The organism is Verticiella sediminum (assembly GCF_007558815.1).
Taxonomy (GTDB): domain Bacteria; phylum Pseudomonadota; class Gammaproteobacteria; order Burkholderiales; family Burkholderiaceae_B; genus Verticiella; species Verticiella sediminum.
Genome location: NZ_VLTJ01000042.1, coordinates 370,325 through 397,150, shown reverse-complemented (window position 1 = coordinate 397,150; position 26,826 = coordinate 370,325). Strand labels below are relative to the sequence as shown.

Genomic DNA, 26,826 nt, shown 5'->3' with positions numbered 1-26,826 from the left:
TCATCGGGTGGGGGGCAGCGTGTCCGGGGAGCGTCCGCGCAGCAGGGCTTCCGGGTTGGTCTGCAGATAGTCGGTGAGCACGCGCAGCGAGCGTGCCGCCCGGGCCAGTTCCTGCATGGCGCGGTCCAGGTTGAGCGGCAGCGCGGCGTCGCTCGCCACCAGCGAGCGCACGTCGTTCAAGGTGCGCGTGGCCTCGCGCAGCATCGACTGCGTCTCGGGCACGACCTGCCGATCCACGCGCGACACCAGGCGCGCCGAGTTGCCCAGCGTGTCGCGCAGGTTGCCCGCGATCTCGTCCAGCGGCAGGCGCTCGATCTTGCTGACGATGCTGGCGATCTGCTGCTGCAGTTGGTCGAATTCGCCGGACACCGTCGGGATGGTGATGGGGTCGGTGTGCTGGTACGTGACCTTGGGCGCCTTCGGGAAGTCGTCCAGTGCGATGTACAACTGGCCGGTCAGCAGGTTGGCGGTGCGCAGTTGCGCGCGCAGCCCGCGCTCGATCATGGGGCCGAGCACCACCGTCTCGTCGTTCCCTGCGCCGACGTAGTCGCGCATGCGCTCGTACAGCGGGCCCATGCGCATGGGGTAGAGATTCGCGTCCACCAGGACGTGGAAGTCGCGCTTTTGCATGTCGTAGTCCATGGTCAGCGCCGTCACGCTGCCCAGCGTCATGCCCTTGAAGTCGATCGGCGCGCCCACCGCGAGCCCGCGCACCGACTGGTCAAAGCGCATGCGGATCGGCAACGGTTCGCCGTCGGGCGGCGCGAGCGCGGCCTGGCGGTTCGGAAAGAGCTGAAAGGCGGTGTTGTCGCTGGCCGGTTCCGCCGCAGGCAGATCGGACGGCTCGAACGCGATGCCGCCCAGCACCAGCGACACCAGCGATTCCGCATGCAGCCGCACGCCGTCGGCGCTCACCTGCATGTCGATGCCGCTGGCGTTCCAGAAGCGGGTTCCTTCGGTGACCAGGCGGTCGTTGGGCGCATCGATGAAGACTTCCACGCGCACGTCGCGGCTCTGGCTGTCCAGCTCGTAGTCGGTGACGCGGCCCACGGCGATGCGCCGGAAGTACACCGGCGAACCCACCTCCAGCGAGCCGAGATCGGCCGTGCGCAGCAGGAAGCGGCTGCCGGGCGCGTCGTGGCGGATCTCGGGCGGTTCTTCCAGCCCCTCGAAGCTACGCTGGCTCGGCCGGTCCACGTCGGGCCCGCCGCCGGGCGTGTCCGCCTCGATGTAGGCGCCCGAGAGCAGGGTGCCCAGGCCGGATACGCCGCTCAGGGCCAGGCGCGGGCGCACCACCCAGAAGCGCGTGCCCTCGCGCGCCAGGTCGGCGGCGTCGCGGCGGATGTCCGCCGTCACCATCACCTTGCTCCAGTCCTCGCTCAGCGTGATCGTACGCACCACGCCCACGGTCACGTCCTTGAAGCGCAGCTCGGTCTGGCCGGCCTGCAGGCCGGACGCCGTGGCGAAGGTGATGGTGACTTCCGGCCCGCTGGAGGCCCAGGTCCGGTAGATCAGCACTGCGCCGGCGATGGCGGCGACGATGGGCACCAGCCAGATCAGCGAGATGCGGTTCTTCTTGCGTACCACCGTGGGCACGTCGGCGGGAGGGCGGGGATCGTCGGGAGCGGCAGAATCGGTCATGGGAGATGCGCAGGTTGGGCCGAGGGTGCGCCTGCGCCGGCGCGGTCCCAGGTGCGGCGCGGATCGAAGCTCATCGCGGCCAGCATGGTCAATACGACGACCAGGCCGAAGGCGGTGGCGCCCGGCCCGGCGGAAATCTGCATCAGCCCCTGGAAACGGGCCAGGGCGCCGAGCAGCACGACGACATAGATGTCGAGCATGGACCACTGGCCGATCAGCTCCACCAGGCGATAGAGCCGGGTGCGCTGGGGCAGGCTGCCGCGCGCCGCGCGCTGCACACTGATGAGCAGCACGGCGAGCGAGAGCAGTTTGGTGATCGGCACGGCGACGCTGGCGATGAAGACGATCACGGCGAGATCCCAGGAGCCGGTGCGCCAGAGATCGATCACGCCGCCGAGGATGGTGTGGTTGCTGGTGCCGAACAGGGTGGTGATCTGCATCACCGGGAGCACGTTGGCCGGGATGTACAGCAGCCCCGCGGTGAGCACCAGCGCCCAGGTGCGGCTCATGGTGTCGGGCTTGCGCAGGTGTACGTGCGCATCGCAGCGCACGCAGCGGTGCAGCGCCTCCGGATCGTGCAGCGGCAGCGCCTGCACCTGGCCGCACACGTGGCACGGGCCGAGCGCCGTGCCGGGCGCGGGCACCGGATCGTGCACCGGTATCACGCCCGCGCGCTCGGCCATGCGCCAGAGCTGGTGCGGGCTCAGCCGGCTCAGCAGGGTGGAGAAGACAGTGAGGCCGGCAAAGCCGAGCAGCCCGGCGCCGGGCTCCAGCCGGGCGAGGGCGACCAGCTTGACCACGGCGACCAGCACCCCGAGCAGGAAGACGGGCACCATGCACCAAGGGCGCAGCAGGCCGAGCAGCCGCATCACGGCCGGAAAGCCGGGCGCGAGACGGCCGGCCGCGAGCGGGCCGAGCACCCAGAGCAGGGCGAGGATCTGCAGCAGCGGCAAGGCCAGCGCGGTGAGTCCGGCCATGACGGCGACCGTGGGATAGCCGTGCTGCCAGGTGATCGCGATCGCATCGGCCAGCGTGGCCTGGCGGGTCACCCCCTGCACGGCCAGGCTGGCGATCGGAAAGGCGTTGGCGATGCCGTAGACCAGCAGGCCCGCCACGGTGAGGGCGAGCCAGGCATGCGCGTCCAGCCTGGAATAACGCCACAGCACGGTGTCGCAGCGCCGGCACAGCGCCTTCTCGCCATGGGCCAGCGCGTGGCGTCGGTAGATCGCGCCGCACATCTCGCAGGCGATCAGCGGGCGGTGTTCGTGCAACGTGGCGGCCTGCGTGTGCGGCATGGGCTCAGGCGTGGTGCCGGAAGGTGGCGAGCCAGGCGCCGGCCGCGATGAACAGGCCGCCGAAGCCGCGGTTGAGCCAGCGGATGTGTCTGCGCGAACGCAGCAGCCGCAGCACGCGCGCGGCGAGGGCTGTATAGATCGCCATGGCGACCAGGTCGGTGAACGCCAGGGTGGCCGCGATCGCGGCGTATTGCGGCAGCAGCGGCTGGCCGCCGGCGATGAACTGCGGCACGACGGCGAGCAGGAACACCGTGCCCTTGGGGTTGCTCGCGTTCACCAGGAAGCCGCGCAGCACCAGCGTCGAGATGCGCCCGTCAGTGGCCGGCGCGTCGGGGTCGACGGGGGAGGTGTCGGCGCGCATCTGCTTGATGCCCAGGTAGATGAGGTAGGCCACGCCCAGCCATTTCACGATGGCGAACGCGATCTCCGAGGTTGCGAGCAGGGCGCCCAGGCCCACGCCCACCACCAGGATCTGCAGCAGGATGCCGGCGATCAGGCCGACCGTATTCCAGTAGCCGCGGCGAAAGCCGTAGCGCAGCCCGGCCGACATGGCCGAAACGGCGCCCGAGCCCGGCGAGAAGGAGATCGCCCAGGAAGCGGCGAAGAAGGCGAGCCAGGTGGAAAGACTCATGGCGACGACCAAGCGTGTGATGCCGGACCGACCCGCCGGCTGGGTGCGGGGTGTGAAAGGTCGAGTTTACCTGCCCGCGAGCGCGTCGCAGCCCGGCTCGGCGCGCCAGCCCGGCCGCGCGCGGCTCTCGCGCGGCGATCCGCGCAAGGCCGCGGGCAGGCGCAGGCTCACTTGCCGAGCAGCGCCGCGCGACGCGGGCCACCCGGGGCAGTCGCGCGCCGGCCGTCGCTGCGCGGCTTGCCGCCCGGGGCGGCCGCGTCGGAGCGCGCCTGCGGCGCAGCCGCGCGTTGCGGATTCTGGGCCTGTCGACCCGCGCCCGGGCGCTGTCCGCCGGGGCTGCGTTCCTGGCGGGGAGCATTCGCACGGGCGCCCGCCGGCGCGCCGCGACGCTGGCCCTGCGGCCGCGGCGGGCGCTCGTCCGACTCGGTCGCGGCCGCGCTCAGCGCGAACGCGGGCATGGGCAGGCGCGGGATCTGCCGCTTGATGAGCTTCTCGATGCCGGTGAGCAGCTTGAGCTCCTCGTTGTCCACCAGGGACACCGCGGCGCCCGTGCTGCCCGCCCGGCCGGTGCGGCCGATGCGGTGGACGTAGTCTTCGGCAACGTTGGGCAGCTCGAAGTTGACGACGTGCGGCAACTGATCGATGTCCAGCCCGCGCGCGGCGATGTCGGTGGCGACCAGCACCGAGACGCTGCCGTCCTTGAAGCCCGCGAGGGCCTTGGTGCGCGCCGACTGGCTCTTGTTGCCGTGGATCGCGGCCGCGCCGATACCGTCCTTCACGAGCTTTTCGGCCAGGCGGTTGGCGCCGTGCTTGGTGCGTGTGAAGACCAGCACCTGCTGCCAGTCGTTGGCGCGGATCAGGTGCGAGAGCGCGTCGCGCTTGTGGCTTTGCGGCACCAGGTGCACGCTCTGCTCGACCAGCTCCGAGGCCGTGTTGCGGCGCGCCACCGACACTTCCTCCGGGTTGCGCAGAATGCCGTGCGCGAGCTTGCGGATGTCGTCGGAGAAGGTGGCCGAGAACAGCAGCGTCTGGCGCTCCTTGGGCAGCAGGGCGAGCACCCTGCGGATGTCGTGGATGAAGCCCATGTCGAGCATGCGGTCGGCTTCGTCCAGCACCAGGATCTCGACGCCGGCGAGATCGACGGTGCGCTGGCCGGCGTGATCGAGCAGGCGGCCCGGCGTGCAGACCAGAATGTCCAGCGGCTTCTTGAGCGCGGCGATCTGAGGATTGATGTTCACGCCGCCGAACATGACCATGGAGGACAGCGGCACGTACTTGCCGTAGGTCTGCACGGATTCCTGGATCTGGGCGGCCAGCTCGCGCGTGGGGGTCAGCACCAGGCAGCGCGGCCGCCCAGGCTTGCGCTGCGCCAGCGGATTGGCCGAGAGCCGTTGCAGGATGGGCAGGGTGAAGCCGGCGGTCTTGCCCGTGCCGGTCTGTGCGGCGGCGAGCAGGTCGCCGCCCTTGAGTACCAGGGGGATGGCCTGGGCCTGGATCGGCGTCGGGCGGTCATAGCCGGTTTCCTCGACGGCGCGCAACAGGGCGGGGGCCAGTGCAAGGCTGGCAAACGTGATATCGGTAGTCATCAGCAACTCCAGCGGCAGCCTGTCGCTCGGGTTGAGTGACTCCAATCAAAGGCGGGCGGGAAAGAAAAACAGGAGGGGGGCGCGAGATTGGACCGTGCGCCAAACGCCTATTCTACACGGGCCGGCGCTCGCGTCGCGGTAAGCCCGCCAGTGCCGGCGCGGCGGCTCGGCCGCAAGCGTCCCGGTCAAGGCCGCGAGCCGCGGCCGATCGCCGAAATCGAGATCTGGGTCTCGCCGCTGGCGGTGCGCCGTGCGGCCGCCCGCCAGGCGTGTCCGTAGGCCACTTCGATCGACAGATGGATCAGCCCGTCGGCGGCGCGGCGCGCGTCGAGCGCCTCGACGAGGCGCCGGCGAAAGCCACGTCCGGCCAGGCCGGGATGGCGGCCGCGGGTCGGGTTGCCGCCCAGCGCGCGCACGTCGGCGAGCAGCTTGTCGCCGCTGGTGTAGGTCAGGGTGAGGGTTTCCTGGTCCATGACCGGGTCGGCAAAGCCGCTTTCCACGAGCAGGTCGCCGAAGTCGTGCATGTCGACGAAGGGCAGGGTGGCCGTGCGCAGCCCGGCGTCGGCCACCGCGTCGCGCAGCTCGCGCAGCGTGCCCGGGCCCAGACAGGAGAACATGGCCAGCCCGTCCGGGCGCAGCACCCGCCACCATTCGGCGAGCACGTCGTGCGGCGCCGGATGCCAGTGCAGGGCGAGGTTGGACCACACCATGTCGACCGAGCCCGGGGCCAGGCCCGAGGCCGCCAGGTCGCCTTCCAGGAACTGCGGGGCCGTGGCGCCCGCCCGCTCCTTGCCGCGCAGGCGGGCGATCCACTGGTTCAGGCGCGCCGCGCCGCCCGGGCTGGCACCGTGCCGCTCGCGTGCGATCGCGAGCAGCGGGGCGCACAGGTCCAGACCGACATACGCGGCATCCGCAAAGCGCTCGGCCAGCCCGGCGCGGGCCGTGCCCGTGCCGCAGCCCGCGTCGAGCAGGGCGGCGGGCGCCAGCCGGATGTACGCCAGGCGTTCGAGCATGCGCGCGCCGATCTCGTCGTACAGAAAGGCCGCCTCGGCCAGATCGCCGCGCCGGGCGAACTGGCGGGCGACATGATGCGGATCGATGGGTAGGGTGGGGTGCGTGGATTCCGACATGGTGCTTGTGCTTCGCGCTCGACTGCGCGCTAAGGTGCAATGGTACGCCGTGCGCATCTGCGACGCCGGCACGGAGGAAACATGCTGCAGGCAGGATGGCGCGGATGGCAGGCCGGCGTGCGCAGGTGGGCGCATGCCATTCCCATGCCTTGCCTCCTGTGCGGCGGCGCCGCGCGCGGCGCCCGCCTGTGCGCACCCTGCCGCGAAGACCTGCTCGGCGATGCGCCGCCGCGCTGCCGCTGGTGCGCGCTGCGGCTGGCCTCGCCGGACGACGGCTGTCTTGCCTGCACGCTGCGCACTCCGGCCTATGACTACGCCATTGCCGCCATCGACTACGCGCCGCCCGGCCAGGCGCTGGTCTGGCGCGCCAAGCAGAGCTGGCAGGGCGCGGCCGCCCGCGCCGTGGCCGACCTGCTCGCCGAGGCGGTGGCGCGCGACGCGCGCGGGCTGCCGCCCGGCTGCCTGGCGCTGGCGGTGCCGGCCAGCCACCGCGCCTTGCGCCGGCGCGGCTACAACCCCGCGGCGCGCCTGGGCCGCATCTGCGCGGCGCACCTCGGCCTGGCCTGGTCATCCACGCTGCTGCGCGCCGGCGCCGACGACGGGCTGCGCCAGCATCGCCTGGGCCGCGCGCAGCGGCTCGAGCGCGGCGGCGCACGCTATGTCGCGATGGGCGTCGCGCCCGGCCAGCCGATCGCCCTCATCGACGATGTCATGACCACCGGCAGCACCGTGGAGGCCTGCGCCCGCGCGCTCAAGGCGGCTGGCGCGGGCCCGGTCGTCGTGCTGGCGGTGGCGCGCACGCCGGCGCCGGGCGCCGGTGTGCCCGATCCGTCATAATGGCGGCTTCGTGCATTGCTTCCCCAGCAAGAAAAGGTAGCCGAATGAGCATCAAAAGTGATCGCTGGATCCGGACGGCGGCCGAGGCCGGCATGATCGAGCCCTTCGCGCCGGATCAGGTGCGCGAGGTCGACGGCCGGCGCATCGTGAGCTATGGCACCAGCAGCTACGGCTACGACGTGCGCTGTGCCGACGAATTCAAGATCTTCACCAACATCAATTCCACCATCGTCGATCCCAAGGCTTTCGACGAGAAGTCGTTCGTCGACTTCAAGGGCGATGTCTGCATCATCCCGCCCAACTCGTTCGCGCTCGCGCGCACGGTGGAATACTTCCGCATCCCGCGCGAGGTGCTCACCATCTGCCTGGGCAAGAGCACCTACGCGCGCTGCGGCATCATCGTGAACGTCACCCCGCTCGAGCCCGAGTGGGAAGGCCATGTCACGCTGGAGTTCTCCAACACCACGCCGCTGCCGGCCAAGATCTACGCCGGCGAAGGCTGCGCGCAGATGCTGTTCCTCGGCGGCGACGAGGTCTGCGAAACCTCGTACCGCGACCGTGGCGGCAAGTACCAGGGCCAGCGCGGCGTCACCCTGCCGCGCACCTGATCGGCGGGGGCGCGCACAGTGCCGGCCGGGCGGGGCGTTTGCTTCGCGCAACGCCGACCGGCGGCCATTGCCGGCCTGTCATGCGCTTGGGGGTACACTCGCCCCTTTCCTCGTACCCCGGTCGCGCCGCGGTAGTCCGGCCCCGCACGGCCCACCCGCCGCCGGCCCCCGCCTCCCAGGTGGATGCCCATGAAATTCCGCTTCCCCATCGTCATCATCGATGAAGACTTCCGCTCGGAGAACGCTTCCGGGCTGGGCATCCGTGCGCTTGCCGCGGCCATCGAGGCCGAGGGCGTCGAAGTGCTCGGCGTGACCAGCTACGGCGATCTGACCTCGTTCGCCCAGCAGCAGAGCCGGGCGAGCGCCTTCATCCTCTCGATCGACGACGAGGAGTTCGATGTCGACTCGCCCGAGGACGTGGCCAACGCGATCAAGCACCTGCGCGCCTTCATCGGCGAGCTGCGGTTTCGCAACGCCGACATCCCGATCTACCTGTACGGCGAGACGCGCACCTCGCAGCACATCCCGAACGACATCCTGCGCGAGCTGCACGGCTTCATCCACATGTTCGAGGACACGCCGGAGTTCGTCGCGCGCCACATCATCCGCGAGGCGCGCAGCTATCTCGACGGCCTCGCGCCGCCGTTCTTTCGCGAGCTGCTCAAGTACGCGCAGGACGGCTCGTACTCCTGGCACTGCCCCGGGCACTCCGGCGGCGTGGCGTTCCTGAAGAGCCCGGTGGGGCAGATGTTCCACCAGTTCTTCGGCGAGAACATGCTGCGCGCCGACGTCTGCAACGCCGTGGACGAACTGGGCCAACTGCTCGACCACACGGGGCCGGTCGCACAGTCGGAATTGAACGCCGCGCGCATCTTCAACGCCGACCACTGCTATTTCGTCACCAACGGCACGTCCACCTCGAACAAGATCGTCTGGCACGCCAACGTGGCGCCGGGCGACGTGGTGGTGGTCGATCGCAACTGCCACAAGTCGATCCTGCACGCGATCACCATGACGGGCGCGATCCCGGTGTTCCTGCAGCCCACGCGCAACAACCTGGGCATCATCGGGCCGATCCCGCTCTCGGAGTTCCATCCCGAGACGATCAGAAAGAAGATCGAGGCCAACCCGTTCGCGCGCGAGGCGGTGAACAAGAAGCCGCGCATCCTCACCATCACGCAGAGCACCTACGACGGCGTGATCTACAACGTCGAGATGATCAAGGACGTGCTGGGTTCGAGCATCGACACCCTGCACTTCGACGAGGCCTGGCTGCCGCACGCGTCCTTCCACGAGTTCTACACGGACATGCACGCGATCGGGCGCAACCGTCCGCGCAGCAAGGACGCCATGGTGTTCGCCACGCACTCCACGCACAAGCTGCTGGCCGGCCTGTCGCAGGCCTCGCAGATCCTCGTGCAGGAATCCGAGGAGCGCCAGCTCGACCGCTACATGTTCAACGAGGCCTACCTCATGCACATGTCGACTTCGCCGCAGTACGCGATCATTGCGTCCTGCGACGTGGCGGCGGCGATGATGGAGCCGCCCGGCGGCACCGCCCTGGTCGAGGAGAGCATTCACGAGGCGCTGGAGTTTCGCCGCGCCATGCGCAAGGTCGAGGCCGAGTTCGGCCACAACGACTGGTGGTTCAAGGTGTGGGGCCCGGACAAGCTCGCCGCCGAAGGCGTGGGCAAGCGCGACGACTGGGTGCTCAAGGCCAACGACCGCTGGCACGGCTTCGGCGACCTGGCGCCGGGCTTCAACATGCTGGACCCGATCAAGTCCACGGTCATCACGCCGGGGCTGGACGTCTCCGGCCAGTTCGCCGAGACCGGCATCCCGGCCGCGGTGGTCACCAAGTACCTGGCCGAGCACGGCGTGGTGGTCGAGAAGACGGGGCTGTATTCGTTCTTCATCATGTTCACCATCGGCATCACCAAGGGCCGCTGGAACACGCTGCTGGCCGCGCTGCAGCAGTTCAAGGACGACTACGACCGCAACCAGCCCATGTGGCGCATCCTGCCGGACTTCTGCAAGACCGCGCCCAAGTACGAACGATGGGGCCTGCGCGATCTGTGCCAGCGCCTGCACGACACCTATCGCAAGAACGACGTGGCGCGCCTGACCACCGAGATGTACCTGTCGGACATGCAGCCGGCCATGAAGCCGTCGGACGCCTTCGCCAAGATGGCCCACCGCGAGATCGAGCGCGTGGCCATCGACGCCCTCGAAGGCCGCATCACCAGCGCGCTGCTCACGCCGTATCCGCCGGGCATCCCGCTGCTCATCCCGGGCGAGCGTTTCAACCGCACCATCGTGCAGTACCTGCAGTTCGCGCGCGTCTTCAACGAGCAGTTCCCGGGCTTCGAGACCGACATCCACGGCCTGGTCGAGGAAGTGGCCGAGGACGGCAGCAAGCGCTACTACGTCGACTGCGTCAAGGATTGAGTCTTCCCGCGCCGGGCGGCCGAGGGCCTTGGCCGCGGCCGCCCGGCGTTCGGTCTCGGAAAGCCATGTCTTCATTCGACGTCGCCGTCATCGGCGCAGGTGCCGCCGGCATGATGTGCGCCGCCGTGGCCGGCCAGCGCGGGCTGCGCGTGGTCCTGATCGATCACGCCAGCCGCCTCGCGGAGAAGATCCGCATCTCGGGCGGCGGGCGCTGCAACTTCACCAACCGCGATGCCGGCCCCGCCGCCTTCCTGTCGGCCAACCCGGCCTTCTGCCGTTCCGCGCTGGCGCGCTACACGCCGCAGGATTTCCTGCGCCTGCTCGCCAAGCACCGCATCGGCTGGCACGAGAAGCATCGGGGGCAGTTGTTCTGCGACGACTCCAGCGAAGCCATCATCGAGATGCTGCGCCGCGAGTGCGAGGCGGGCGGCGTGGCCTGGCGCATGCCCTGCGCCGTGGCGCGCGTTCGCTGCGAGGGCGAAGCCGGCTTCGTGCTGGATACCGATCACGGCCCGGTGCGGGCCGCGCGCGTGGTGCTCGCCACGGGCGGCATGGCCGTGCCGCAGATCGGCGCGACCGACTTCGCGCTGCGCGTGGCGCGCGAGCTCGGCATGAAGATCATCGAGCCGCGCCCGGCGCTGGTGCCGCTCACCTTCGACGCCGAGAACTGGCGTGCCTACGCGGCGCTCGCCGGTGTGGCGCAGGAAGTGGACATTGCGACAGGCAAGGGCAAGATGGCGGGACGCTTTCGCGAGGACCTGCTGTTCACCCATCGCGGGCTGTCCGGCCCCGCAGTCCTGCAGATTTCCAGCTATTGGCAGCCGGGCGAACCGATCCGCGTCGATCTGGCGGCCGGCCAGGACCTGGCCGATGCATTGCTGCGGGCCAAGCCGGGCAGCCGGCAGCAGATCGACACCGTGCTCGCCGGCCTCATGCCGCGCCGGCTGGCCGAGCAGTGGCTGGCCGACGCCGGCCTCGCCGGCAAGCGCCTCGCCGACCTGCCCGACAAAGCCCTGCGCGGCCTGGGCCTCGCGCTCAACGAATGGCAGCTCGTACCCAGCGGCACGGCCGGCTACAAGAAGGCCGAAGTCATGCGCGGCGGCATCGACACGCGCGAGCTGAACCAGCAGGACATGCAGGCGCGGCGCGTGCCCGGCCTGTACGCCATCGGCGAGGCGGTGGACGTCACCGGCTGGCTGGGCGGCTACAACTTCCAGTGGGCCTGGGCGTCGGCTATGGCGTGCGCGTTGGGGTTGTAGGGGTTGTCGGTAGGAGAGGCGGCGCGCGTGTCCTGTCTGTTCAGCGTCGCTTCCACTTCCGGGTCGCGCAGCACGGTCATCACAGCACGCCGTTCGCAACAGCGGTTTGACGCCCGGCAGACAGGGTATTACGATAAACCAAATCGTAATAACAGCGTACTTGATGGCACCCATGGCTAACGTTACAACCACCCTGACATCGAAGGGCCAAGTGACCATCCCGCGCGCTATCCGGGAGCGGATGGGCATGAAAACGGGCGACAAAATAGCGTTCGTGCTGCTCAGCAACGGCACCCTTGTCGTCCGACCGAAGACCCGGAGTGCCCACGACCTCGCCGGCATGCTTCGCCGGGCAGGGCAGCCGACAATACCCCTCGAAGCAATGCAGGTCGACCTGGCCGAGAACGATCCCGCGAAATGAACCTCGCGATCGATACAGACGTTCTGGTGCGACTGTTAGTCGCGGACGACGAGGACCAAAGCTCGAGAGCTGCCATTCTTATCGAGACCGCACACGAATACGGGGTGCCAGTGCTTGTGCCGCTGGGTGTGATGCTCGAAACGGAGTGGGTGCTGCGCAGCCGCTACAAGCTGCCCCGGGAAGACATCATGAACGCTTTGACAGGCATCCTGGAGACGCGGGGAATGGAGGTCGAGGTACCGGAGATCCTGGAGGAAGCGCTTCGCATGTTCGAGGACGATGAAGCTGCCGATTTCGCAGACTGCATGCATGTCGCGACGGCCGTCCACAGGGGGTGTTCGCTGGTCACGTTCGACAAGAGGGCCGCCACGTTGCCTGGCGCCATGCTGTTTCCTCAGTTGTGGGATCCCGCTAGTGCATTGGTCGATCCGCCAAGAACCCGTCGCTGAGGGCGTTCGATCGATGCGCCTGGTTCCAGCGCATCACGATCGACGACATCGCGGCTGCGCTCGACTTCACCAAGCCGTAATTGATCCATGAAACTGGAGGAGAGATCTGTATGAACGCAGTCGTCGGTACCGCGCCAGGCGAGGGCCTGGCCCGTCTGCAGTCCCTGCTCGAACGGCGCCATAGCTGCCGCGCCTTCCGGCCGGACCCGCTGCCGCGCGAAGTCATCGAGAGCCTGCTGGAGACGGCGCGGCGCAGCGCCTCGTGGTGCAACGCCCAGCCTTGGCACGTGCTGATCGTGAGCGGAGAACCCCTGCAGGCGCTGCGCGAAGATCTGATGGCCCGGGCGCGCGCCGGCGCACAGCCGGCGCCCGAACTCGACTGGCCGCGGGAATACCGCAATCTGCACCAGGAGCGCCGGCGCGAATGCGGCTGGGCGCTGTATCGGGCAGTCGGTGTGGAGAAGGGGGATCGCGAGGGTTCGACGCGCCAGGCGCTGGAGAATTTCCGGCTGTTCGGCGCTCCGCACCTTGCGCTGGTGAGCAGTGAGACGGCGCTGGGCACGCACGGCGTGATGGATTGCGGCGCCTGGGTTGCCAACTTCCTGCTTGCCGCCGAAGCGGCAGGCGTGGGGTCGATCGCGCAGGCTGCCCTGGCGTCCTGGCCGGACGTGCTGCGCAAGCATTTGCCCATTCCCGAGGACAAGCAGGTCGTCTGCGGGATTTCCTTCGGCTACGAGGATACCGGGCATCCCGCCAACGGGTTTCGCACGACGCGAGCCCCGCTCAGCGAGACGGCCGCTTTCATCGGCTAGGCGTGGCGGCTTGACGGTGGTGCCCAACGGGCCGGTTGCGGCCCGTTGGTCCGTTCCGTGGGCGGCAAGCCCGCATGCCTGCAGAGGCAAAAACAGGACAAAAAAAAGCCCGAGGCCTTGCGGCTTCGGGCTAAATCCACCAAAGGAGGAGGGTGGAGGAGACAACGGTGGAGTATCGAAAGTGCTGCTTAGCGTTTGATCGCATCCGACTGCACTGCGTTTCGACATCCGATGACTGAATTATAGGAAGGAGCTTGCTGCGATGCAAGATCTTTGTGGCCCGCGTTCTACGCCTTGGGCCGATCGGGCACGGTGCGCAAATTCAAGTTTTTCCTTTTTATTTTCAGTAGGTTGCAGTGTTCGGGTTTACCCTCTGCTGTCGTTTTGGTTTCTTTTTGTTGCAAATTCATCGAGAAAACTCAGGGTTTGTTCTGCCGGGTTCACCCTGATACAGGCGTTTGCATGTTGCTTTGCAGCATGACGTTGGCAGCCGTTGCGCAGGTACCGATTTGACCGTCGTCCCCGGGCTCGGGATACTTGCGGCTGACTCTCTTAGCAACATCGAAGGAATTCATCGTGCAATGCACCGTCAATTGGGGTGGCCCCGAAGGCATGTTGTTCACGGCGCAGACTGGTAGCGGCCATGTCGCCGTCATGGACGGCGCGCCCGAGGGCGGAGGGCACAACCTTGCCCCTCGTCCGATGGAGCTGCTGCTGGCCGGTACCGGCGGCTGCACCGCCTACGACGTCGTGCTCATCCTCAAGCGCGGGCGCCACGCGGTCACGGGCTGCTCGGTCAAGGTGAACGCCGAGCGCGCCGAGTCCGACCCCAAGGTCTTCACCAGGATCGAGTTCGCCTTCACCGTCACGGGCAAGAACCTGCCGCGCGCGGCCGTCGAGCGCGCGGTGCAGTTGTCGCACGAGAAGTATTGCTCGGCGTCCGCCATGCTCGAGAAGACCGCCGAGATGACGTGGTCGGTGGACATCGTCGAGGCCTGACGCCCAGCGGGCGCCGCGCCCCGTCAATGCGCGTCAGCCTATGACCATTGAATTGCGCACGCTGCGCCAGTTCGTCGTTATCGCCGAATTGGGCAGTTTTCGCCGCGCTGCCGAAGCGCTGTTCATCGCCCAGCCCGCGCTGACCGTGTCGATGCGCAAGCTCGAGCGCGCGATCGGCGTGGTGCTGTTCGAGCGCGGCCCGCGCGGCGCGACCTTGACGCCCGCGGGCGCGGCCATGCTGCAGGAGGCCCGGCATACCCTGCGTCATGCCGAGGAGGCGCGCCAGGTGGCGCGCATGGTGGCCTCCGGCGAAGGCGGCCGACTGCGCGTGGGCTTCGTCGGCTCGGCCACCTATGCGCTGCTGCCGCGTGCGGTTCCGGCCTTTCGGCAGCGCCATCCCGAGGTGCGGCTGGAGCTGGTCGAGAGCACGACGGTGGAGATGCTGGAGCGGGTCCATCGCCATCGCCTGGACGCCGGCCTGGTGCGCGGTCCGCTGGCCGCCGCTCCCGGGCTGCAGACGTGGGTGGTGGAGCGCGACGATGCCATGATCGCCGTACCGGCCGGACACGCCCTGGTGCGGCGCGACGAGGCCAGGCTGGTCGATTGCGCCGGCGAAGCCTTCGTTTCGTACTCGCCCCGGGAGGTGCCCGGCCTGGCCGCCTGGGTAGGCGCGCTCTGCCTGGGCGCCGGTTTCTCGCCGCGCATCGAGCAGGAAGCCGCCCAGGTGCAGACCGTCGTGAGCCTGGTCGCCAGCGGTCTGGGCGTCGCCCTGGTACCGGCCTCCACGCGCTACTTCTCGCATCCCGCCGTGCGCTTCATCCGTCTGGCCGACCAGGCCGCGCGCCACGCGCTCTCGTTGTCGCTGATCCTGCCGCAGGATACGCCCAGCGCCACCGCACTGCGCTGGCGCGACCTGCTGGTGGCGCTGGATGCGTCGCATGCCGGCTCAGGCCAGGGCGGCCTCGCGTAGCGCCTGCAGTTCAGACCCGGTTCGGCGGGTAGGTCTTCTCGTCGGCGAGCACGTCGCCGGCGCCCAGCTCCGGCAGGTCGCGCAAGGCGGTATAGAGCGGCGTGAAGTCCGGCGCCGTCGCATCGAACAGCTCGCCGAAGCCCTCGATGACGAAGTAGGTCTCCTGGTAGGTGTCGATCTTGTAGCGCGTGCGCATCAGGCGCAGGGCGTCGAAGGCCACCCGGTTGGGTTCGGGCGAGGTCAGGCAGTAGTCGAGTTCGCCCACCGAGGACAGGATGCCCGCGCCGTACACGCGCAGGCCCCGCGACGTGTGCATCAGGCCGAACTCCACCGTGTACCAGTACAGCCGGGAAAGGAACTCCAGCGCGTGCAGGCTCTCCGCCTTCAGGCCGCCCGAGCCGAAGGCCTGCATGTAGTCGGCGAAGACCGGGTTGAACAGCAGCGGTACGTGGCCGAACAGGTCGTGAAACAGATCCGGCTCGACGATGTAGTCGAACTCGGCCTCGCTGCGCAGCCAGTAGGTCACCGGAAAGCGGCGGTTGGCGAGCAGGGTGAAGAACTCGCGTTCCGGAATGAGCCCGGGCACCGCGACCAGCTCCCAGCCGGTGGCCTGGCGCAGCACGATGTTGATGTCCGCAAAGCGCGGGATGCCCTGCGCGTCGCCCAGGTGGGAGAGGGCGACGACGAATTCGTCGCAGGCGCGATCCTGCACGTGGGCCATCTGGCGCGCGAAGAGGCGGGCGTAGCGGTCGTGCTCATCGGCGGTGTAGTCCTCCCAGGGCTGCTCGCAGGTGTAGTCGGCACGGGCGAGCGAATAGTCGCCGCGCGGCGGACGGTCGCTGGCGCCGTAGGTCACGGGTTTGGCAGTCGCTTGCTGCATGCTCGTCTCCTTGGAGCAGGTATAGGCATCCATTCTAGGAACAGTCGGGGGGCGAAAGATTGCGTATCGATGCGAGCTGTGACCGTATTGCGCAATAATCTGCCAGTAAACGGCTTGCTGGCGGAGAAAAATGGTGGAAATCACGCTGGATCGAACAGACTGGCGCATTCTGGCGGAGCTTCAGCGCGATTGCCGGCTCACCAACCAGGAGCTGGCGGGCCGGGTGGCGCTCTCGCCCAGCCCGTGCCTGCGCCGAGTCAAGCGGCTGGAGGCGGCCGGGGTCATCCGGCAGTACGTGGCCCTGGTCGATGCGCAGAAAGTGGGGTTCGGCCTCGCGGCCTACATCGAGGTACGCCTGCAGAAGCAGCTCACCGACAGCTATGCGCCGCTCGAGGAGTTCGCCCGCGCGGTGCAGCGCTGGCCCGAAGTCGCGGCCTGCTACGCCACCACCGGCGACATGGACTATCTATTGCGCGTGCAGGTCGAGGATCTGGCGCACTTTTCGCGTTTTGCGCTGGACACGCTCATGCAGCACCCCTCGGTGGTGGACATCCGCTCGAGCTTCGTGCTGAAGACCATCAAGGAAACCACGGCGGTCGGAGCGGTCTGACGCCCACTGCGCGCTGCCTGCGCCGGCGTTCGCGGGAGCGCGGCGGACGCGTTGTTACCGCAAGTAGCGTCCCGCCGGGTGGGCGCTTTCTGTCGAGTTGTTAGAATCGCGGGCTATGACTGCAATCCCACCCTCCGCCAAGGCGCCCGGCGACGTCGTGCTCGACTTCGCGCAAGTGTGCGCCGGCTATGGCGAGACGCCGGTGCTCGCCGGCATCGATCTGGCCGTGCGACGCGGGCAGGTCGTCACGCTGCTGGGCGGCTCCGGCAGCGGCAAGACCACGCTGCTGCGCACGGCCACCGGCCAGCTCCGGCCACTGGCGGGTACGGCGCGTGTCTTCGGGCAAGACCTCGCGACGGCCAGCCAGACGCAACTCACCGCCGTGCGCCAGCGCATGGGCGTGCTGTTCCAGCAGGGGGCGCTGTTCACCGATCTCGATGTCTTCGAGAACGTCGCCTTTCCGCTGCGTGAGCACACCCGCATGGGCGAAGCCGAGATCCGCGAGACCGTGCTCGACAAGCTGCACGCCGTCGGCCTGCGCGGCGCGGCTGCGCTGCGCACCTCGGAGATCTCGGGCGGGATGGCGCGCCGGGTCGCGCTGGCCCGCGCGGTCGCCCTGAACCCGGAGCTGGTGCTCTACGACGAGCCCTTCGCCGGGCTCGACCCGATCTCCATGGGCGTGACGGCGCAGCTCATCCGCCACCTGGCGGATCATCTGGGCTGCGCGTCGCTGCTCATCACGCACGACGTGCGCGAATCGTTCGCCATCACCGACTACGCCTATCTGGTGGGGCAGGGCGAGCTGAAGGCGCAGGGCACGCCCGCCGAGCTCGAGGCCAGCGCCGACCCGTACGTGCATCAGTTCCTGCACGGCGAGCCGGACGGCCCGGTCGCTTTCCACTATCCTGAAACACCGGCGTTCGAGGCATGGCTCGCCCGCGAGACGCGGCGCGCGCCCGCCCGCAAGGAGGGGCGATGAACGCTGTCGTCAGAGCCATTGCCGCGCTGGGCGCCTACGTGCGCGGCACGGTCGTCTCGCTGGGCTATTTCACGCGTTTCCTGGGCTTGATCCTCGCGCGCAGCGGGGCGGCGTTCAAGCGTCCGCGCCTGGTGGTGCAGCAGTTGCATTTCCTGGGCAACTATTCGCTGCTCATCATCCTGGTGTCGGGCCTGTTCGTCGGCTTCGTCCTCGGCCTGCAGGGCTATTACACCCTCAGCCGCTACGGCTCCGAGGAGGCGCTGGGCGTGCTGGTGGCGCTCTCGCTCACCCGCGAGCTCGGGCCGGTGGTCACCGCGCTGCTCTTTGCCGGGCGCGCGGGCACGTCGCTCACGGCCGAGATCGGTCTCATGAAGGCGGGCGAACAGCTCGCCGCCATGGAGGTGATGGCGGTCGATCCGATCCGGCGCGTGGTCGTGCCGCGCTTCTGGGCCGGCATCATCGCCATGCCCGTGCTCGCCGCGGTGTTCTCGATGGTGGGCGTGCTGGGCGGCTGGGTCGTCGGCGTGCTCATGATCGGCGTGGACGAAGGTGCGTTCTGGTCGCAGATGCAGGCCGGCGTGGATGTATTCGACGACGTCTTGAACGGCGTCATCAAGAGCGTCGTCTTCGGCGTGGCGGTCAGCGTGATCGCGCTCTACCAGGGCTGGCAGGCCACGCCCACCCCCTCGGGGGTGTCGCGCGCGACCACGCAGACGGTGGTCGTGGGCTCGCTCGTGGTGCTGGGGCTGGATTTCCTGCTCACTGCGCTGATGTTCGGTAATTGATCGGGGTAATCATGGGTCGAAGCAAAGTCGATTTCTGGGTTGGGCTGTTCGTGCTCTTCGGCATCGTGGCTCTCGTGTTCCTGGCGCTGCGCGCCGGCAATCTGGGCTCGATCTCCACCGGGCCGAGCTACAGCGTGAGCGCCAATTTCAACAACGTGGGCGGCCTCAAGCCGCGTGCCGCCGTGCGCAGCGCGGGCGTGGTGGTGGGCCGTGTGGAGTCGATCCAGTTCGATGACCAGGCCTACCAGGCCGTGGTCACGATGCGCATCAATCAGGGCGTGGAATTTCCCAGCGACAGCAGCGCGTCCATCCTCACGTCCGGCCTGCTCGGCGAGCAGTACATCGGCCTGGACCCCGGGGCGGAGGACAAGATGCTGGCCGCGGGCGATCGCATTACCTACACTCAGGGGGCCGTCGTGCTCGAGAACCTGATCAGCCGGTTCCTCTACGGCATGGCCAACAACCAAGGTACGTCACAACAACAGTCCGGCGCCGACGCTGCCGGCGCCTCCCCTCCGGCGCAACAATGACCACCGCTTCCTCCTACTTCCGCCTTGCTCCCGCTGCGCTGGCCGCGCTGACCCTGGCCGGCTGCGCCACGGTGCCCGGCGAGCCCGATCCGCGCGACCCTCTCGAGGGCATGAACCGCTCGATCTACCAGTTCAACGACACCCTGGACCGCGCCGTGCTCAAGCCCGTGGCCCAAGCCTACCAGACCGTCACGCCGACGCCGGTGCGCGACTGCATCGGCAACTTCTTCGGCAATCTGCGCGACGTGCTGTATACGGCCAACAGTTTTCTGCAGGGCCAGGTGCCCGACGGCATCAACATGGCCGGCCGGGTGTTGCTGAATACGACACTGGGGTTCGGCTGTTTCGACCCCGCCTCCAAGGTCGGCGTGCCCAGCATCCCGCGCGATTTCGGCTCCACCCTGGGCGTCTGGGGCATGGGGCCCGGCCCCTACCTGGTGCTGCCGTTCTTCGGCCCGAGCACCGTACGCGACGGCGCCGGCCGCCTGGTGGATACCTATGCTTCGCCACTGACACATGTCGAAAACGTGCGGGTACGCAATTCGCTCTATGGTGTGCGTGTCGTGAGCGATCGCGAGCGTCTGCTCGAGGCCGGCGATCTTGTCGACGATATCGCGCTCGACCCGTATCTGTTCGTGCGTGACGCTTATCTGCAGCGGCGTCAGGCCATCATCAACCAGTCGCTCGGCCAGGATGCCGCGCCCGACTACTCGCTGCCCGATTATGGCGACGATCCCGAGGCAGCGCCGGCTGCCGCCCCGATCGCTCCCTGACCGAGCCGACCACCATTTAGGATGACTCATGCGTGTTGTTGAAGTGAAGAATCGTTCCGTCGCCGCCTCGATGCAGCGCCTGGGACGCCAGTGGATCCTGTTGTGCGCCGCGGCGCTGCTGGCCGGGGCGGCCGGGCTCGCGCATGCTGCGCAGCCCGATCCGCAAGGCCAGCCGGATGCCTTCGTGCAGGCCGTCGCCGAAGACGTGCTCAACACGCTCAAGGCCGACCCGGCGCTCCAGTCGGGTAACGTCAATCGCATTAACCAGGTCGTCGATGCCCAGGTGCTGCCGCATGTGGACTTCGAGAAGACCACCCGGCTGGCCGTGGGGCGCTATTGGCGCGAAGCCACGCCGGAGCAGCGCCAGGCGCTGGTCGACGGCTTTCGCGGCACCTTGATCCGCACCTACAGCGGCGCCTTCAGCAAGGTGGACAACTCGGCCCGCATCAACATGCTGCCCTTCCGCGGCGATGCCTCGGCCGACGACGTCGTCGTGCGCAGCCAGGTCATGCAGTCGGGCACGCAGCCGGCCGCGGTGGATTACCGGCTCGAGCGCACGCCGCAGGGCTGGCGCATCTACGATGTCAGCGTCGAAGGCATCTGGCTGATCCAGAACTACCGCAACCAGTTCGCCTCGCAGATCCAGCAAGGCGGCATCGACGGGCTGATCGCCACGCTGCAGCAGCGCAACCTCGCCCAGAAGTGATAAGGCGGGGCCTGGCCCCGTCCTGCGTTCATCGAGACACCCCGGCCGCCGTGGCAACGGCGCCGGGGTGTCGTTCTTTTGGCGGCGCCGCACCTGCTTCTTCTGGCCACGTGCGTGCGGCCCCGCTGTCTTTGCGCCACGTCAAACTCGCCACGGCCTGTGGTGCATTTGCCGCAGATCGGCGGCCCGCGCTTGACGCTGCCGAGGCGGCGGGGGCACCTTGTCGCTAGCTTTGCCCGCCACCGACCCGCGGTGCCCGGTGCGCGGGGCCGCGCCGGCATGGCCCGGCGCCGGCGTGCGGCGCCGCGATACGAGAAGGAAGAACGACCGTGAACGCTGCGTCCAACCCGGCCAGTATGCCGGCCCCGGCTTCGCCACCGCCCGCCGTGCGCATGCCGATCGGCCTGATCGTCGCCGTGTTGGCCATGGTCGGCGTGCTGCTCCTGCCGCTGCCGGCCGATCTGCCGCCGGCGGGGCATCGCATGCTGGCTATCCTGGTGTTCGCAGTGATCGTCTGGATCACCGAGGCGGTGTCCTACGAGGCCAGCGCCATCATCATCACCTCGCTGATGGCTTTCCTGGTCGGCACGGCGCCCACGATCCAGAACCCGGACGCGATCTACGGCACCTCGGCGGCGATCTCGATGGCGCTGGCCGGGTTCTCGAATTCCGCCCTGGCGCTGGTCGCCGGCGCGCTGTTCCTCGCCGCGGCCATGACGCACACCGGGCTGGACCGGCGCATCGCCCTGGTCACCCTGCAGCGGGTGGGCACCAGCTCGCGCCAGATCTTCGTCGGCGCCATCCTGGTCACCATCCTGCTCAGCCTGGTGGTGCCGAGCGCCACGGCGCGCAGCGCCTGCGTGGTGCCGATCATGATGGGCGTCATCGCCGCCTTCGGGGTGGACAAGCGCTCGAACTTCGCCGCCGGCCTCATGATCGTCGTCGCGCAGGGCACCAGCATCTGGAACGTGGGCATCCAGACGGCGGCCGCGCAGAACCTGCTCACCGTCGGGTTCATGGAGAAGCTGCTGGGCGAGCGCGTGACCTGGATCGACTGGCTCGTCGCCGGCGCGCCCTGGGCCGTCGCCATGTCGGCGATCATGTATTTCGTGGTGCTGCGCATGCTGCCGCCGGAGTCCAACGACCTGGGCGGCGGCAAGGATGCGGTGCGCGAATCGCTGGCCGCGCTGGGCCCCATGACGGGGCCGCAGAAGCGGCTGCTCATCGTCATGCTCTGCCTGCTGCTGCTCTGGTCCACCGAGGGCAAGCTGCACCGCTTCGACACCACGTCCACGGCGTATGCCGGCCTGGTCGTGCTGTTGCTGCCCAGGGTCGGGGTGATGAACTGGAAGGACGTGCAGAGCCGCATTCCCTGGGGCACCATCATCGTGTTCGGCGTGGGCATCAGCCTGGGCTCGGCGCTGTTGTCCACCCAGGCGGGGCAATGGCTGGCCGGGCAGGTGATCGAGCGCACCGGCCTGGACCACCTGGGCACCTTCGGCGTGCTCGCCATCCTCAGCGCCTTTCTCATCCTGATCCACCTGGGTTTCGCCAGCGCGACGGCGCTGACGTCGGCGTTGATGCCCATTCTGATCTCCCTCTTGGCCGTGCTGCCGGGCGACTTCAACCGGCTGGGCATGACCATGATCCTAGGCTTCGTGGTGAGCTTCGGCTTCATCCTGCCCATCAACGCACCGCAGAACATGGTGGCCCTGGCCACCGAGACCTTCAACGCCCGCCAGTTCGCCAAGGTCGGCATCGTGCTCACGGCGGTGGGCTATGTGCTCATCCTGGGCTTCGGCATGACCTACTGGCGCTGGCTGGGCTGGCTTTGAGATTTGAGAGGAGCAGACGTGGCGACATCGGAAACGAGCGCTGGCGGCGGCCAGCCGGCCGCGCGTCCCGACCACCTTCGGGTGGACGTGGTGAGCATGGCCGAGACCTTGTATTCGGGCGACGCGGCGTTCGTCTCGGTGCCCGGGGTCGAGGGCTCGCTGGGCGTCTATCCCGGGCATACGCCGCTGCTCACCAAGGTGCGCGAGGGATTCGTGCAGGTGCGCCAGCTCGATGGCGGGCAGACGCGCGTGTACGTGGCGGGTGGGTTCATCGAGGTGATGCCCCACGCCGTGACCGTGCTGGCGGACGTGGCCGTGCGCACCGAGGAGCTGGACGCCACGCGCGCACGCGAGGCGGCGTCGGCCGCGAGCCCGCTGGCGCGCGAGCTGGCCCGGCCGGACTACGCCGCCGTGCACGCCGAACTGATCGACGACATCTCGTTGCGGCGGCTGCGCCGAGAGTAGGCCCGTTGCGGCGGTCGGCGGCGAGGCGGCGGCGCGGCCCGCCGTGTCGCCACCCCCTCCGCCGGGCGCGGGCCGACCGGTGCGGGCGTATCCCTTTTTGACCTGGGTAAAACGCCGCCTGCCGCCATTGCCTATAATGGCCGGCTTGGCTTCGCTCCCCGATCATGCCCGTCGTCAGTATCGAACACCTCTCCAAAGTGTATGCGCCGCAGTTCTCGTGGCGCCAACGCCTGCGCGGCGCCACGCCGGCACCGGGCCTGCGCGCGCTCGACGATGTCAGTCTGGCCATCGAGCCCGGCGAATTCTTCGGCCTGCTCGGGCCCAACGGCGCGGGCAAGACCACGCTGATCTCGGTGTTGGCCGGCCTGACCCGCGCCACCAGCGGCAGGGTGAGCGTCTGCGGCTACGACGTGCAGACGCAATACGCCCAGGCCAGGCGCGCGCTCGGCATCGTGCCCCAGGAGCTGGTGTTCGATCCCTTCTTCACCGTGCGCGAGACGCTGCGCTTTCAGTCCGGCTACTTCGGCCTGCGCCACAACGACGACTGGATCGACGAAATCCTCGCCAGCCTGGGCCTGGCCGACAAGGCGGACACCAACATGCGGGCGCTCTCGGGCGGCATGAAGCGGCGCGTGCTCGTCGCGCAGGCGCTGGTGCACCGCCCGCCGGTGATCGTGCTGGACGAGCCGACCGCGGGCGTGGACGTCGATCTGCGCCGCACTCTCTGGGAATTCATCGTCAAGCTGAACGAGCAGGGGCATACGGTGCTGCTCACCACGCACTACCTGGAAGAAGCCGAAGCCCTGTGCGAACGCGTCGCCATGCTCAAGGGCGGGCGCGTGGTGGCCCTGGATCGCACCGCGGCCCTGGTCGAGCGGGTCGGCGGCGCCGACCTGGAGGAAGCCTTCGTGCGCATCATGCGCGGCGAGAACGGCTGGGATGATCGTCGTGCGCCCGCGGGCGTCGAGGCGGAGGAGCTCGCATGACCCAGCCCGCCTCGACCCAGCGCACCGTTCAGGGCGTGCCGCAGCGCACCGCGGGCGGCCCGCACCGCCAGGCCGTGCGCAAGCCGCTGCTCGAACCCGACCTGCGCGCGAGTTCCGGCTTCCCGACGCTCTTCTACAAGGAGATGCTGCGGTTCTACAAGGTGAGCTTCCAGACGGTGGCCGCCCCGGTGGTCACGGCGCTGCTCTACCTGCTCGTGTTCGCGCACGTGCTGGAAGATCACGTGCGCGTCTACGACCACGTGCCCTACGTCAACTTCCTGGTGCCCGGGCTGGTGATGATGAGCATGCTGCAGAACGCATTCTCCAATGCGTCCTCCTCGCTCATCCAGAGCCGGGTCACGGGCAACCTGGTGTTCATCCTGCTGCCGCCGCTCTCGCACCTGGAGATCTACGGCGCCTATGTGCTGGCCTCGGTCGTGCGCGGGCTGGTCGTCGGGTTCGGCGTCTGGCTCATCACGCTCTTCTTCGCCGGCCCGATGATCGCCTATCCCCTGTGGATGCTGGCTTTCGCCGTGCTCGCCTGCGCGTCCATGGCCACGCTCGGGGTGATCGGCGGGATCTGGGCCGAGAAATTCGACCAGATCGCCGCCTTCCAGAATTTCCTCATCATGCCGGCCACCTTCCTGTCCGGCGTGTTCTATTCGATCCATTCGCTGCCGCCGTTCTGGCAGGCCGTGTCGCACTGGAATCCGGTGTTCTACGCGATCGACGGCTTTCGCTACGGCTTCTTCGGCCTGTCCGATGCGTCGCCCTGGCACAGCCTCGCCGTGGTCGGCGGCGTCTTCCTGGTGCTCGCTGTGTGCGCGCTGCGGCTGCTGGCGAGCGGCTACAAGCTGCGGAGCTAGAGATGAGACCCCCACGTTCACTGCGTTCGCTGCCCCCCGGGAGGGCTTCGGCCTCCTTCGGGCGGCCGTACGGAGGTTGACATGTCCCAACTGCCCACTCCTGAACAGATCCGTCAATACATTGTCGCTGGGCTCGCCTGTGAGCACGTCGAAGTCGAAGGCGACGGCCAGCATTTCCAGGCGGTCATCGTCTGTGCCGGCTTCGAGGGCAAGCGGCCCATCGCGCGCCATCAGATGGTCTACGCCGCGCTGGGCGATCGCATGCGCGAGGAGATCCATGCGCTCTCCATGCGCACCCTGACCCCGGCGGAGTACGCCAGCCGCGCGGCCTGAGCCGCGTCCATCCGTCCTTGCGGCGCCTCGAGCGCCAGACCTCATGGATAAACTGAACATCACCGGCGGCAATCGTCTGCAGGGCGAAGTGATCGTGTCGGGCGCGAAGAACGCGGCGCTGCCGATCATGTGCGCGAGCCTGCTCACGGCCGATCCGGTCCGCCTGGCCAACGTGCCGGACCTGAACGACATCGACACGCTGGTGCGGCTGCTTGCCCGCATGGGCGTGCGCACCGAGCGCGAGGCCGGCAACGCCCTGGTACTGCAGGCCGACCGCCTGGACTCCTGCGAAGCGCCCTACGAGCTGGTCAAGACCATGCGGGCCTCGATCCTCGTGCTCGGGCCCTTGCTGGCCCGTTTCGGCGAGGCGCGGGTCAGCCTGCCAGGCGGCTGCGCCATCGGCCAGCGGCCGGTCGATCAGCATATTAAGGGGCTGGCCGCGCTCGGCGCGGACGTGCGCGTGGAGCACGGCTTCGTGGTCGCGCGCGCCGAGCGCCTCAAGGGCGCGCTGGTGCGCACCGACATGATCACCGTCACCGGTACCGAGAACCTGCTGATGGCCGCGGTGCTGGCCGAGGGCGAGACTGTGCTCGCCAACGCGGCGCGCGAGCCCGAAGTGGTCGACCTGGCCAACCTGCTGATCGCCATGGGCGCGCGCATCGAAGGGCAGGGGACCGACCGCATCGTCGTGCAGGGCGTGGAGCGCCTGCACGGCGTCGACTACCGCGTCATGCCGGACCGCATCGAGGCCGGCACCTTCCTGTGCGCGGTCGGCGCTGCGGGCGGCGAGGTCGTGCTGCGCGCCACGGCGCCCGACACCATGGGCGCGGTGCTCGGCAAGCTGCGCGACGCCGGCGTCGAGCTCGCGTGCGAAGGCGACACCATCCGTGCCCGCATGGCGCGGCGCCCGCGCGCCGTGGGTTTCCGTACCCAGGAGTATCCGGGCTTCGCCACCGACATGCAGGCGCAGTTGATGGCCATGAACGCCGTCGCGGAGGGCACCTCGGTGATCACCGAGAACATCTTCGAGAACCGCTTCATGCACGTGCAGGAGCTGCGCCGCCTGGGCGCGGACATCGAGATCGACGGCCACACCGCCGTGGTCAAGGGCGTGCCGGCGCTGTCCGGCGCGACGGTCATGGCCACCGACCTGCGCGCCTCGGCGAGTCTGGTCATCGCCGGCCTGGTGGCCGAGGGCGTGACCACCGTCGAGCGCATCTATCATCTGGACCGAGGTTACGAATACATGGAGCGCAAGCTCGCACAACTGGGCGCCGCCATTGTGCGCGTCCCGGGCGGAGCAAGCGCATGATCGCTGCCGCCGAGGGCCGCCGGCCCATCACCCTGGCTCTCTCCAAGGGCCGGATCTTCGACGAGACCCTGCCTCTGCTGGCCGAGGCCGGCATCACCGTGAACGAGGATCTGGGCAGCACGCGCAAGCTCATCATTTCGACGAGCGATCCGGACCTGCGCATCATCATTGTGCGGGCGTCGGACGTCCCCACCTATGTGCAGTACGGCGCCGCCGACCTGGGCGTGGCGGGCAAGGACGTACTGTACGAGCACGAAGGCATCCATCCGGCCGGCCTGTACCAGCCGCTCGACCTGGAGATCGCACGCTGCCGCCTGAGCGTGGCGGTGCCGGCGGGCTTCGACTACGAGGCGGCGGTCTACCAGGGCGCACGGCTGCGCGTGGCCACCAAGTACGTCGAGGCCGCCCGCGAGCACTTCGCCGCCAAGGGCGTGCACGTGGACATCATCAAGCTGTACGGCTCGATGGAACTCGCCCCGCTGGTCGGCCTGGCCGACGCCATCGTGGACCTGGTGTCCACCGGCAGCACCCTGCGCGCCAACCACCTGGTTGCCGTGGAGGACATCATGTCGATCTCGTCCCGCCTGATCGTCAACCAGGCGGCCCTGAAGACCCGCCGCGAGCGCATCCAGCCCCTGATCGATGCGTTCCGCCGGGCCGTCGCCGACTGAAGGAGGCCC

At 68.7% G+C, this 26,826-nt stretch carries 28 protein-coding genes; 22 read left to right on the top strand and 6 right to left on the bottom strand.

Annotated features, from left to right (window positions below; all coding sequences use genetic code 11):
- The 5 genes from FOZ76_RS26110 to FOZ76_RS26090 form a co-directional block, all read right to left on the bottom strand.
- On the bottom strand, window positions 1-1,641 hold the full coding sequence (locus FOZ76_RS26110) for a PqiB family protein (protein ID WP_143951203.1): 1,641 nt from the start codon (window positions 1,639-1,641) through the stop codon (window positions 1-3).
- On the bottom strand, window positions 1,638-2,936 hold the full coding sequence (locus FOZ76_RS26105; protein ID WP_143951202.1) for a paraquat-inducible protein A: 1,299 nt from the start codon (window positions 2,934-2,936) through the stop codon (window positions 1,638-1,640). The genes FOZ76_RS26110 and FOZ76_RS26105 overlap by 4 nt, the downstream gene beginning before the upstream one ends.
- Before the next feature lie 4 nt (window positions 2,937-2,940).
- Window positions 2,941-3,567: a LysE family transporter gene (locus tag FOZ76_RS26100; RefSeq protein WP_143951201.1), complete on the bottom strand. Its 627-nt coding sequence runs from the start codon at window positions 3,565-3,567 to the stop codon at window positions 2,941-2,943.
- A 167-nt stretch (window positions 3,568-3,734) separates the two neighbouring features.
- Window positions 3,735-5,153, bottom strand: a complete 1,419-nt coding sequence (locus tag FOZ76_RS26095) for a DEAD/DEAH box helicase (protein WP_143951200.1) — start codon at window positions 5,151-5,153, stop codon at window positions 3,735-3,737.
- A gap of 185 nt (window positions 5,154-5,338) precedes the next feature.
- On the bottom strand, window positions 5,339-6,283 hold the full coding sequence (locus FOZ76_RS26090) for a methyltransferase domain-containing protein (RefSeq protein ID WP_143951199.1): 945 nt from the start codon (window positions 6,281-6,283) through the stop codon (window positions 5,339-5,341).
- An 81-nt stretch (window positions 6,284-6,364) separates the two neighbouring features.
- On the opposite strand from FOZ76_RS26090, the gene FOZ76_RS26085 reads away from it, so the two are divergent.
- The 9 genes from FOZ76_RS26085 (at window position 6,365) to FOZ76_RS26045 (ending at window position 15,086) form a co-directional block, all read left to right on the top strand.
- Entirely contained in the window at window positions 6,365-7,120 is a 756-nt protein-coding gene (locus FOZ76_RS26085) for a ComF family protein (protein ID WP_143951198.1), read from the top strand.
- Between the two features lie 44 nt (window positions 7,121-7,164).
- Window positions 7,165-7,728, top strand: a complete 564-nt coding sequence (dcd, locus tag FOZ76_RS26080) for a dCTP deaminase (protein ID WP_143951197.1) — start codon at window positions 7,165-7,167, stop codon at window positions 7,726-7,728.
- A gap of 189 nt (window positions 7,729-7,917) precedes the next feature.
- On the top strand, window positions 7,918-10,176 hold the full coding sequence (locus tag FOZ76_RS26075; RefSeq protein WP_143951196.1) for an arginine/lysine/ornithine decarboxylase: 2,259 nt from the start codon (window positions 7,918-7,920) through the stop codon (window positions 10,174-10,176).
- Window positions 10,177-10,241: 65 nt separating this feature from the next.
- The gene (locus FOZ76_RS26070; RefSeq protein ID WP_143951195.1) at window positions 10,242-11,435 is read left to right on the top strand and encodes a BaiN/RdsA family NAD(P)/FAD-dependent oxidoreductase; all 1,194 of its coding nucleotides are present in this window, start codon (window positions 10,242-10,244) and stop codon (window positions 11,433-11,435) included.
- Window positions 11,436-11,607: 172 nt separating this feature from the next.
- Complete coding sequence (locus FOZ76_RS26065) at window positions 11,608-11,856, top strand: AbrB/MazE/SpoVT family DNA-binding domain-containing protein (RefSeq protein ID WP_143951194.1); 249 nt, start codon at window positions 11,608-11,610, stop codon at window positions 11,854-11,856.
- Window positions 11,853-12,305 carry a type II toxin-antitoxin system VapC family toxin gene (locus FOZ76_RS26060; RefSeq protein ID WP_143951193.1) on the top strand — a complete coding sequence of 151 codons (453 nt, stop codon included), beginning with the start codon at window positions 11,853-11,855 and terminating at the stop codon, window positions 12,303-12,305. The genes FOZ76_RS26065 and FOZ76_RS26060 overlap by 4 nt, the downstream gene beginning before the upstream one ends.
- A gap of 110 nt (window positions 12,306-12,415) precedes the next feature.
- On the top strand, window positions 12,416-13,117 hold the full coding sequence (locus FOZ76_RS26055; RefSeq protein ID WP_143951192.1) for a nitroreductase: 702 nt from the start codon (window positions 12,416-12,418) through the stop codon (window positions 13,115-13,117).
- Window positions 13,118-13,693: 576 nt separating this feature from the next.
- The gene (locus FOZ76_RS26050) at window positions 13,694-14,116 is read left to right on the top strand and encodes an OsmC family protein (RefSeq protein ID WP_170235638.1); all 423 of its coding nucleotides are present in this window, start codon (window positions 13,694-13,696) and stop codon (window positions 14,114-14,116) included.
- A 40-nt stretch (window positions 14,117-14,156) separates the two neighbouring features.
- Window positions 14,157-15,086, top strand: a complete 930-nt coding sequence (locus FOZ76_RS26045; RefSeq protein WP_143951191.1) for a LysR family transcriptional regulator — start codon at window positions 14,157-14,159, stop codon at window positions 15,084-15,086.
- A gap of 10 nt (window positions 15,087-15,096) precedes the next feature.
- Here the strand turns inward: FOZ76_RS26045 and phhA are convergent, their stop codons facing one another.
- Window positions 15,097-15,966, bottom strand: a complete 870-nt coding sequence (gene phhA, locus FOZ76_RS26040) for a phenylalanine 4-monooxygenase (protein ID WP_246129777.1) — start codon at window positions 15,964-15,966, stop codon at window positions 15,097-15,099.
- Between the two features lie 130 nt (window positions 15,967-16,096).
- Between phhA and FOZ76_RS26035 the strand changes: the two genes are divergently transcribed.
- The 13 genes from FOZ76_RS26035 (at window position 16,097) to hisG (ending at window position 26,817) form a co-directional block, all read left to right on the top strand.
- Entirely contained in the window at window positions 16,097-16,576 is a 480-nt protein-coding gene (locus tag FOZ76_RS26035; protein ID WP_143951189.1) for an Lrp/AsnC family transcriptional regulator, read from the top strand.
- Window positions 16,577-16,700: 124 nt separating this feature from the next.
- Complete coding sequence (locus tag FOZ76_RS26030; protein ID WP_425473354.1) at window positions 16,701-17,555, top strand: ABC transporter ATP-binding protein; 855 nt, start codon at window positions 16,701-16,703, stop codon at window positions 17,553-17,555.
- A complete protein-coding gene (gene mlaE / locus FOZ76_RS26025) occupies window positions 17,552-18,340 on the top strand; it encodes a lipid asymmetry maintenance ABC transporter permease subunit MlaE (protein WP_143951187.1) in 789 nt (262 codons plus the stop codon). The genes FOZ76_RS26030 and mlaE overlap by 4 nt, the downstream gene beginning before the upstream one ends.
- Window positions 18,341-18,351: 11 nt before the next feature.
- A complete protein-coding gene (gene mlaD / locus FOZ76_RS26020; protein WP_143951186.1) occupies window positions 18,352-18,870 on the top strand; it encodes an outer membrane lipid asymmetry maintenance protein MlaD in 519 nt (172 codons plus the stop codon).
- Window positions 18,867-19,643, top strand: coding sequence for an MlaA family lipoprotein (locus tag FOZ76_RS26015; protein WP_143951185.1), 777 nt, complete (start codon window positions 18,867-18,869; stop codon window positions 19,641-19,643). The genes mlaD and FOZ76_RS26015 overlap by 4 nt, the downstream gene beginning before the upstream one ends.
- Window positions 19,644-19,713: 70 nt before the next feature.
- Window positions 19,714-20,349 carry an MlaC/ttg2D family ABC transporter substrate-binding protein gene (locus tag FOZ76_RS26010; RefSeq protein ID WP_143951288.1) on the top strand — a complete coding sequence of 212 codons (636 nt, stop codon included), beginning with the start codon at window positions 19,714-19,716 and terminating at the stop codon, window positions 20,347-20,349.
- Window positions 20,350-20,705: 356 nt separating this feature from the next.
- A complete protein-coding gene (locus tag FOZ76_RS26005) occupies window positions 20,706-22,184 on the top strand; it encodes a DASS family sodium-coupled anion symporter (protein WP_143951287.1) in 1,479 nt (492 codons plus the stop codon).
- Between the two features lie 18 nt (window positions 22,185-22,202).
- Window positions 22,203-22,649 carry an ATP synthase F1 subunit epsilon gene (gene atpC / locus FOZ76_RS26000; RefSeq protein WP_246129776.1) on the top strand — a complete coding sequence of 149 codons (447 nt, stop codon included), beginning with the start codon at window positions 22,203-22,205 and terminating at the stop codon, window positions 22,647-22,649.
- Window positions 22,650-22,813: 164 nt separating this feature from the next.
- Window positions 22,814-23,635, top strand: coding sequence for an ABC transporter ATP-binding protein (locus FOZ76_RS25995; RefSeq protein WP_143951184.1), 822 nt, complete (start codon window positions 22,814-22,816; stop codon window positions 23,633-23,635).
- The gene (locus FOZ76_RS25990) at window positions 23,632-24,501 is read left to right on the top strand and encodes an ABC transporter permease (protein ID WP_143951183.1); all 870 of its coding nucleotides are present in this window, start codon (window positions 23,632-23,634) and stop codon (window positions 24,499-24,501) included. The genes FOZ76_RS25995 and FOZ76_RS25990 overlap by 4 nt, the downstream gene beginning before the upstream one ends.
- 81 nt (window positions 24,502-24,582) lie before the next feature.
- On the top strand, window positions 24,583-24,834 hold the full coding sequence (locus FOZ76_RS25985; RefSeq protein WP_143951182.1) for a BolA family protein: 252 nt from the start codon (window positions 24,583-24,585) through the stop codon (window positions 24,832-24,834).
- A gap of 43 nt (window positions 24,835-24,877) precedes the next feature.
- Window positions 24,878-26,146 carry a UDP-N-acetylglucosamine 1-carboxyvinyltransferase gene (gene murA / locus FOZ76_RS25980; RefSeq protein WP_143951181.1) on the top strand — a complete coding sequence of 423 codons (1,269 nt, stop codon included), beginning with the start codon at window positions 24,878-24,880 and terminating at the stop codon, window positions 26,144-26,146.
- A complete protein-coding gene (gene hisG, locus FOZ76_RS25975) occupies window positions 26,143-26,817 on the top strand; it encodes an ATP phosphoribosyltransferase (RefSeq protein WP_143951180.1) in 675 nt (224 codons plus the stop codon). The genes murA and hisG overlap by 4 nt, the downstream gene beginning before the upstream one ends.
- The last annotated feature ends 9 nt before the right edge of the window (window positions 26,818-26,826 follow it).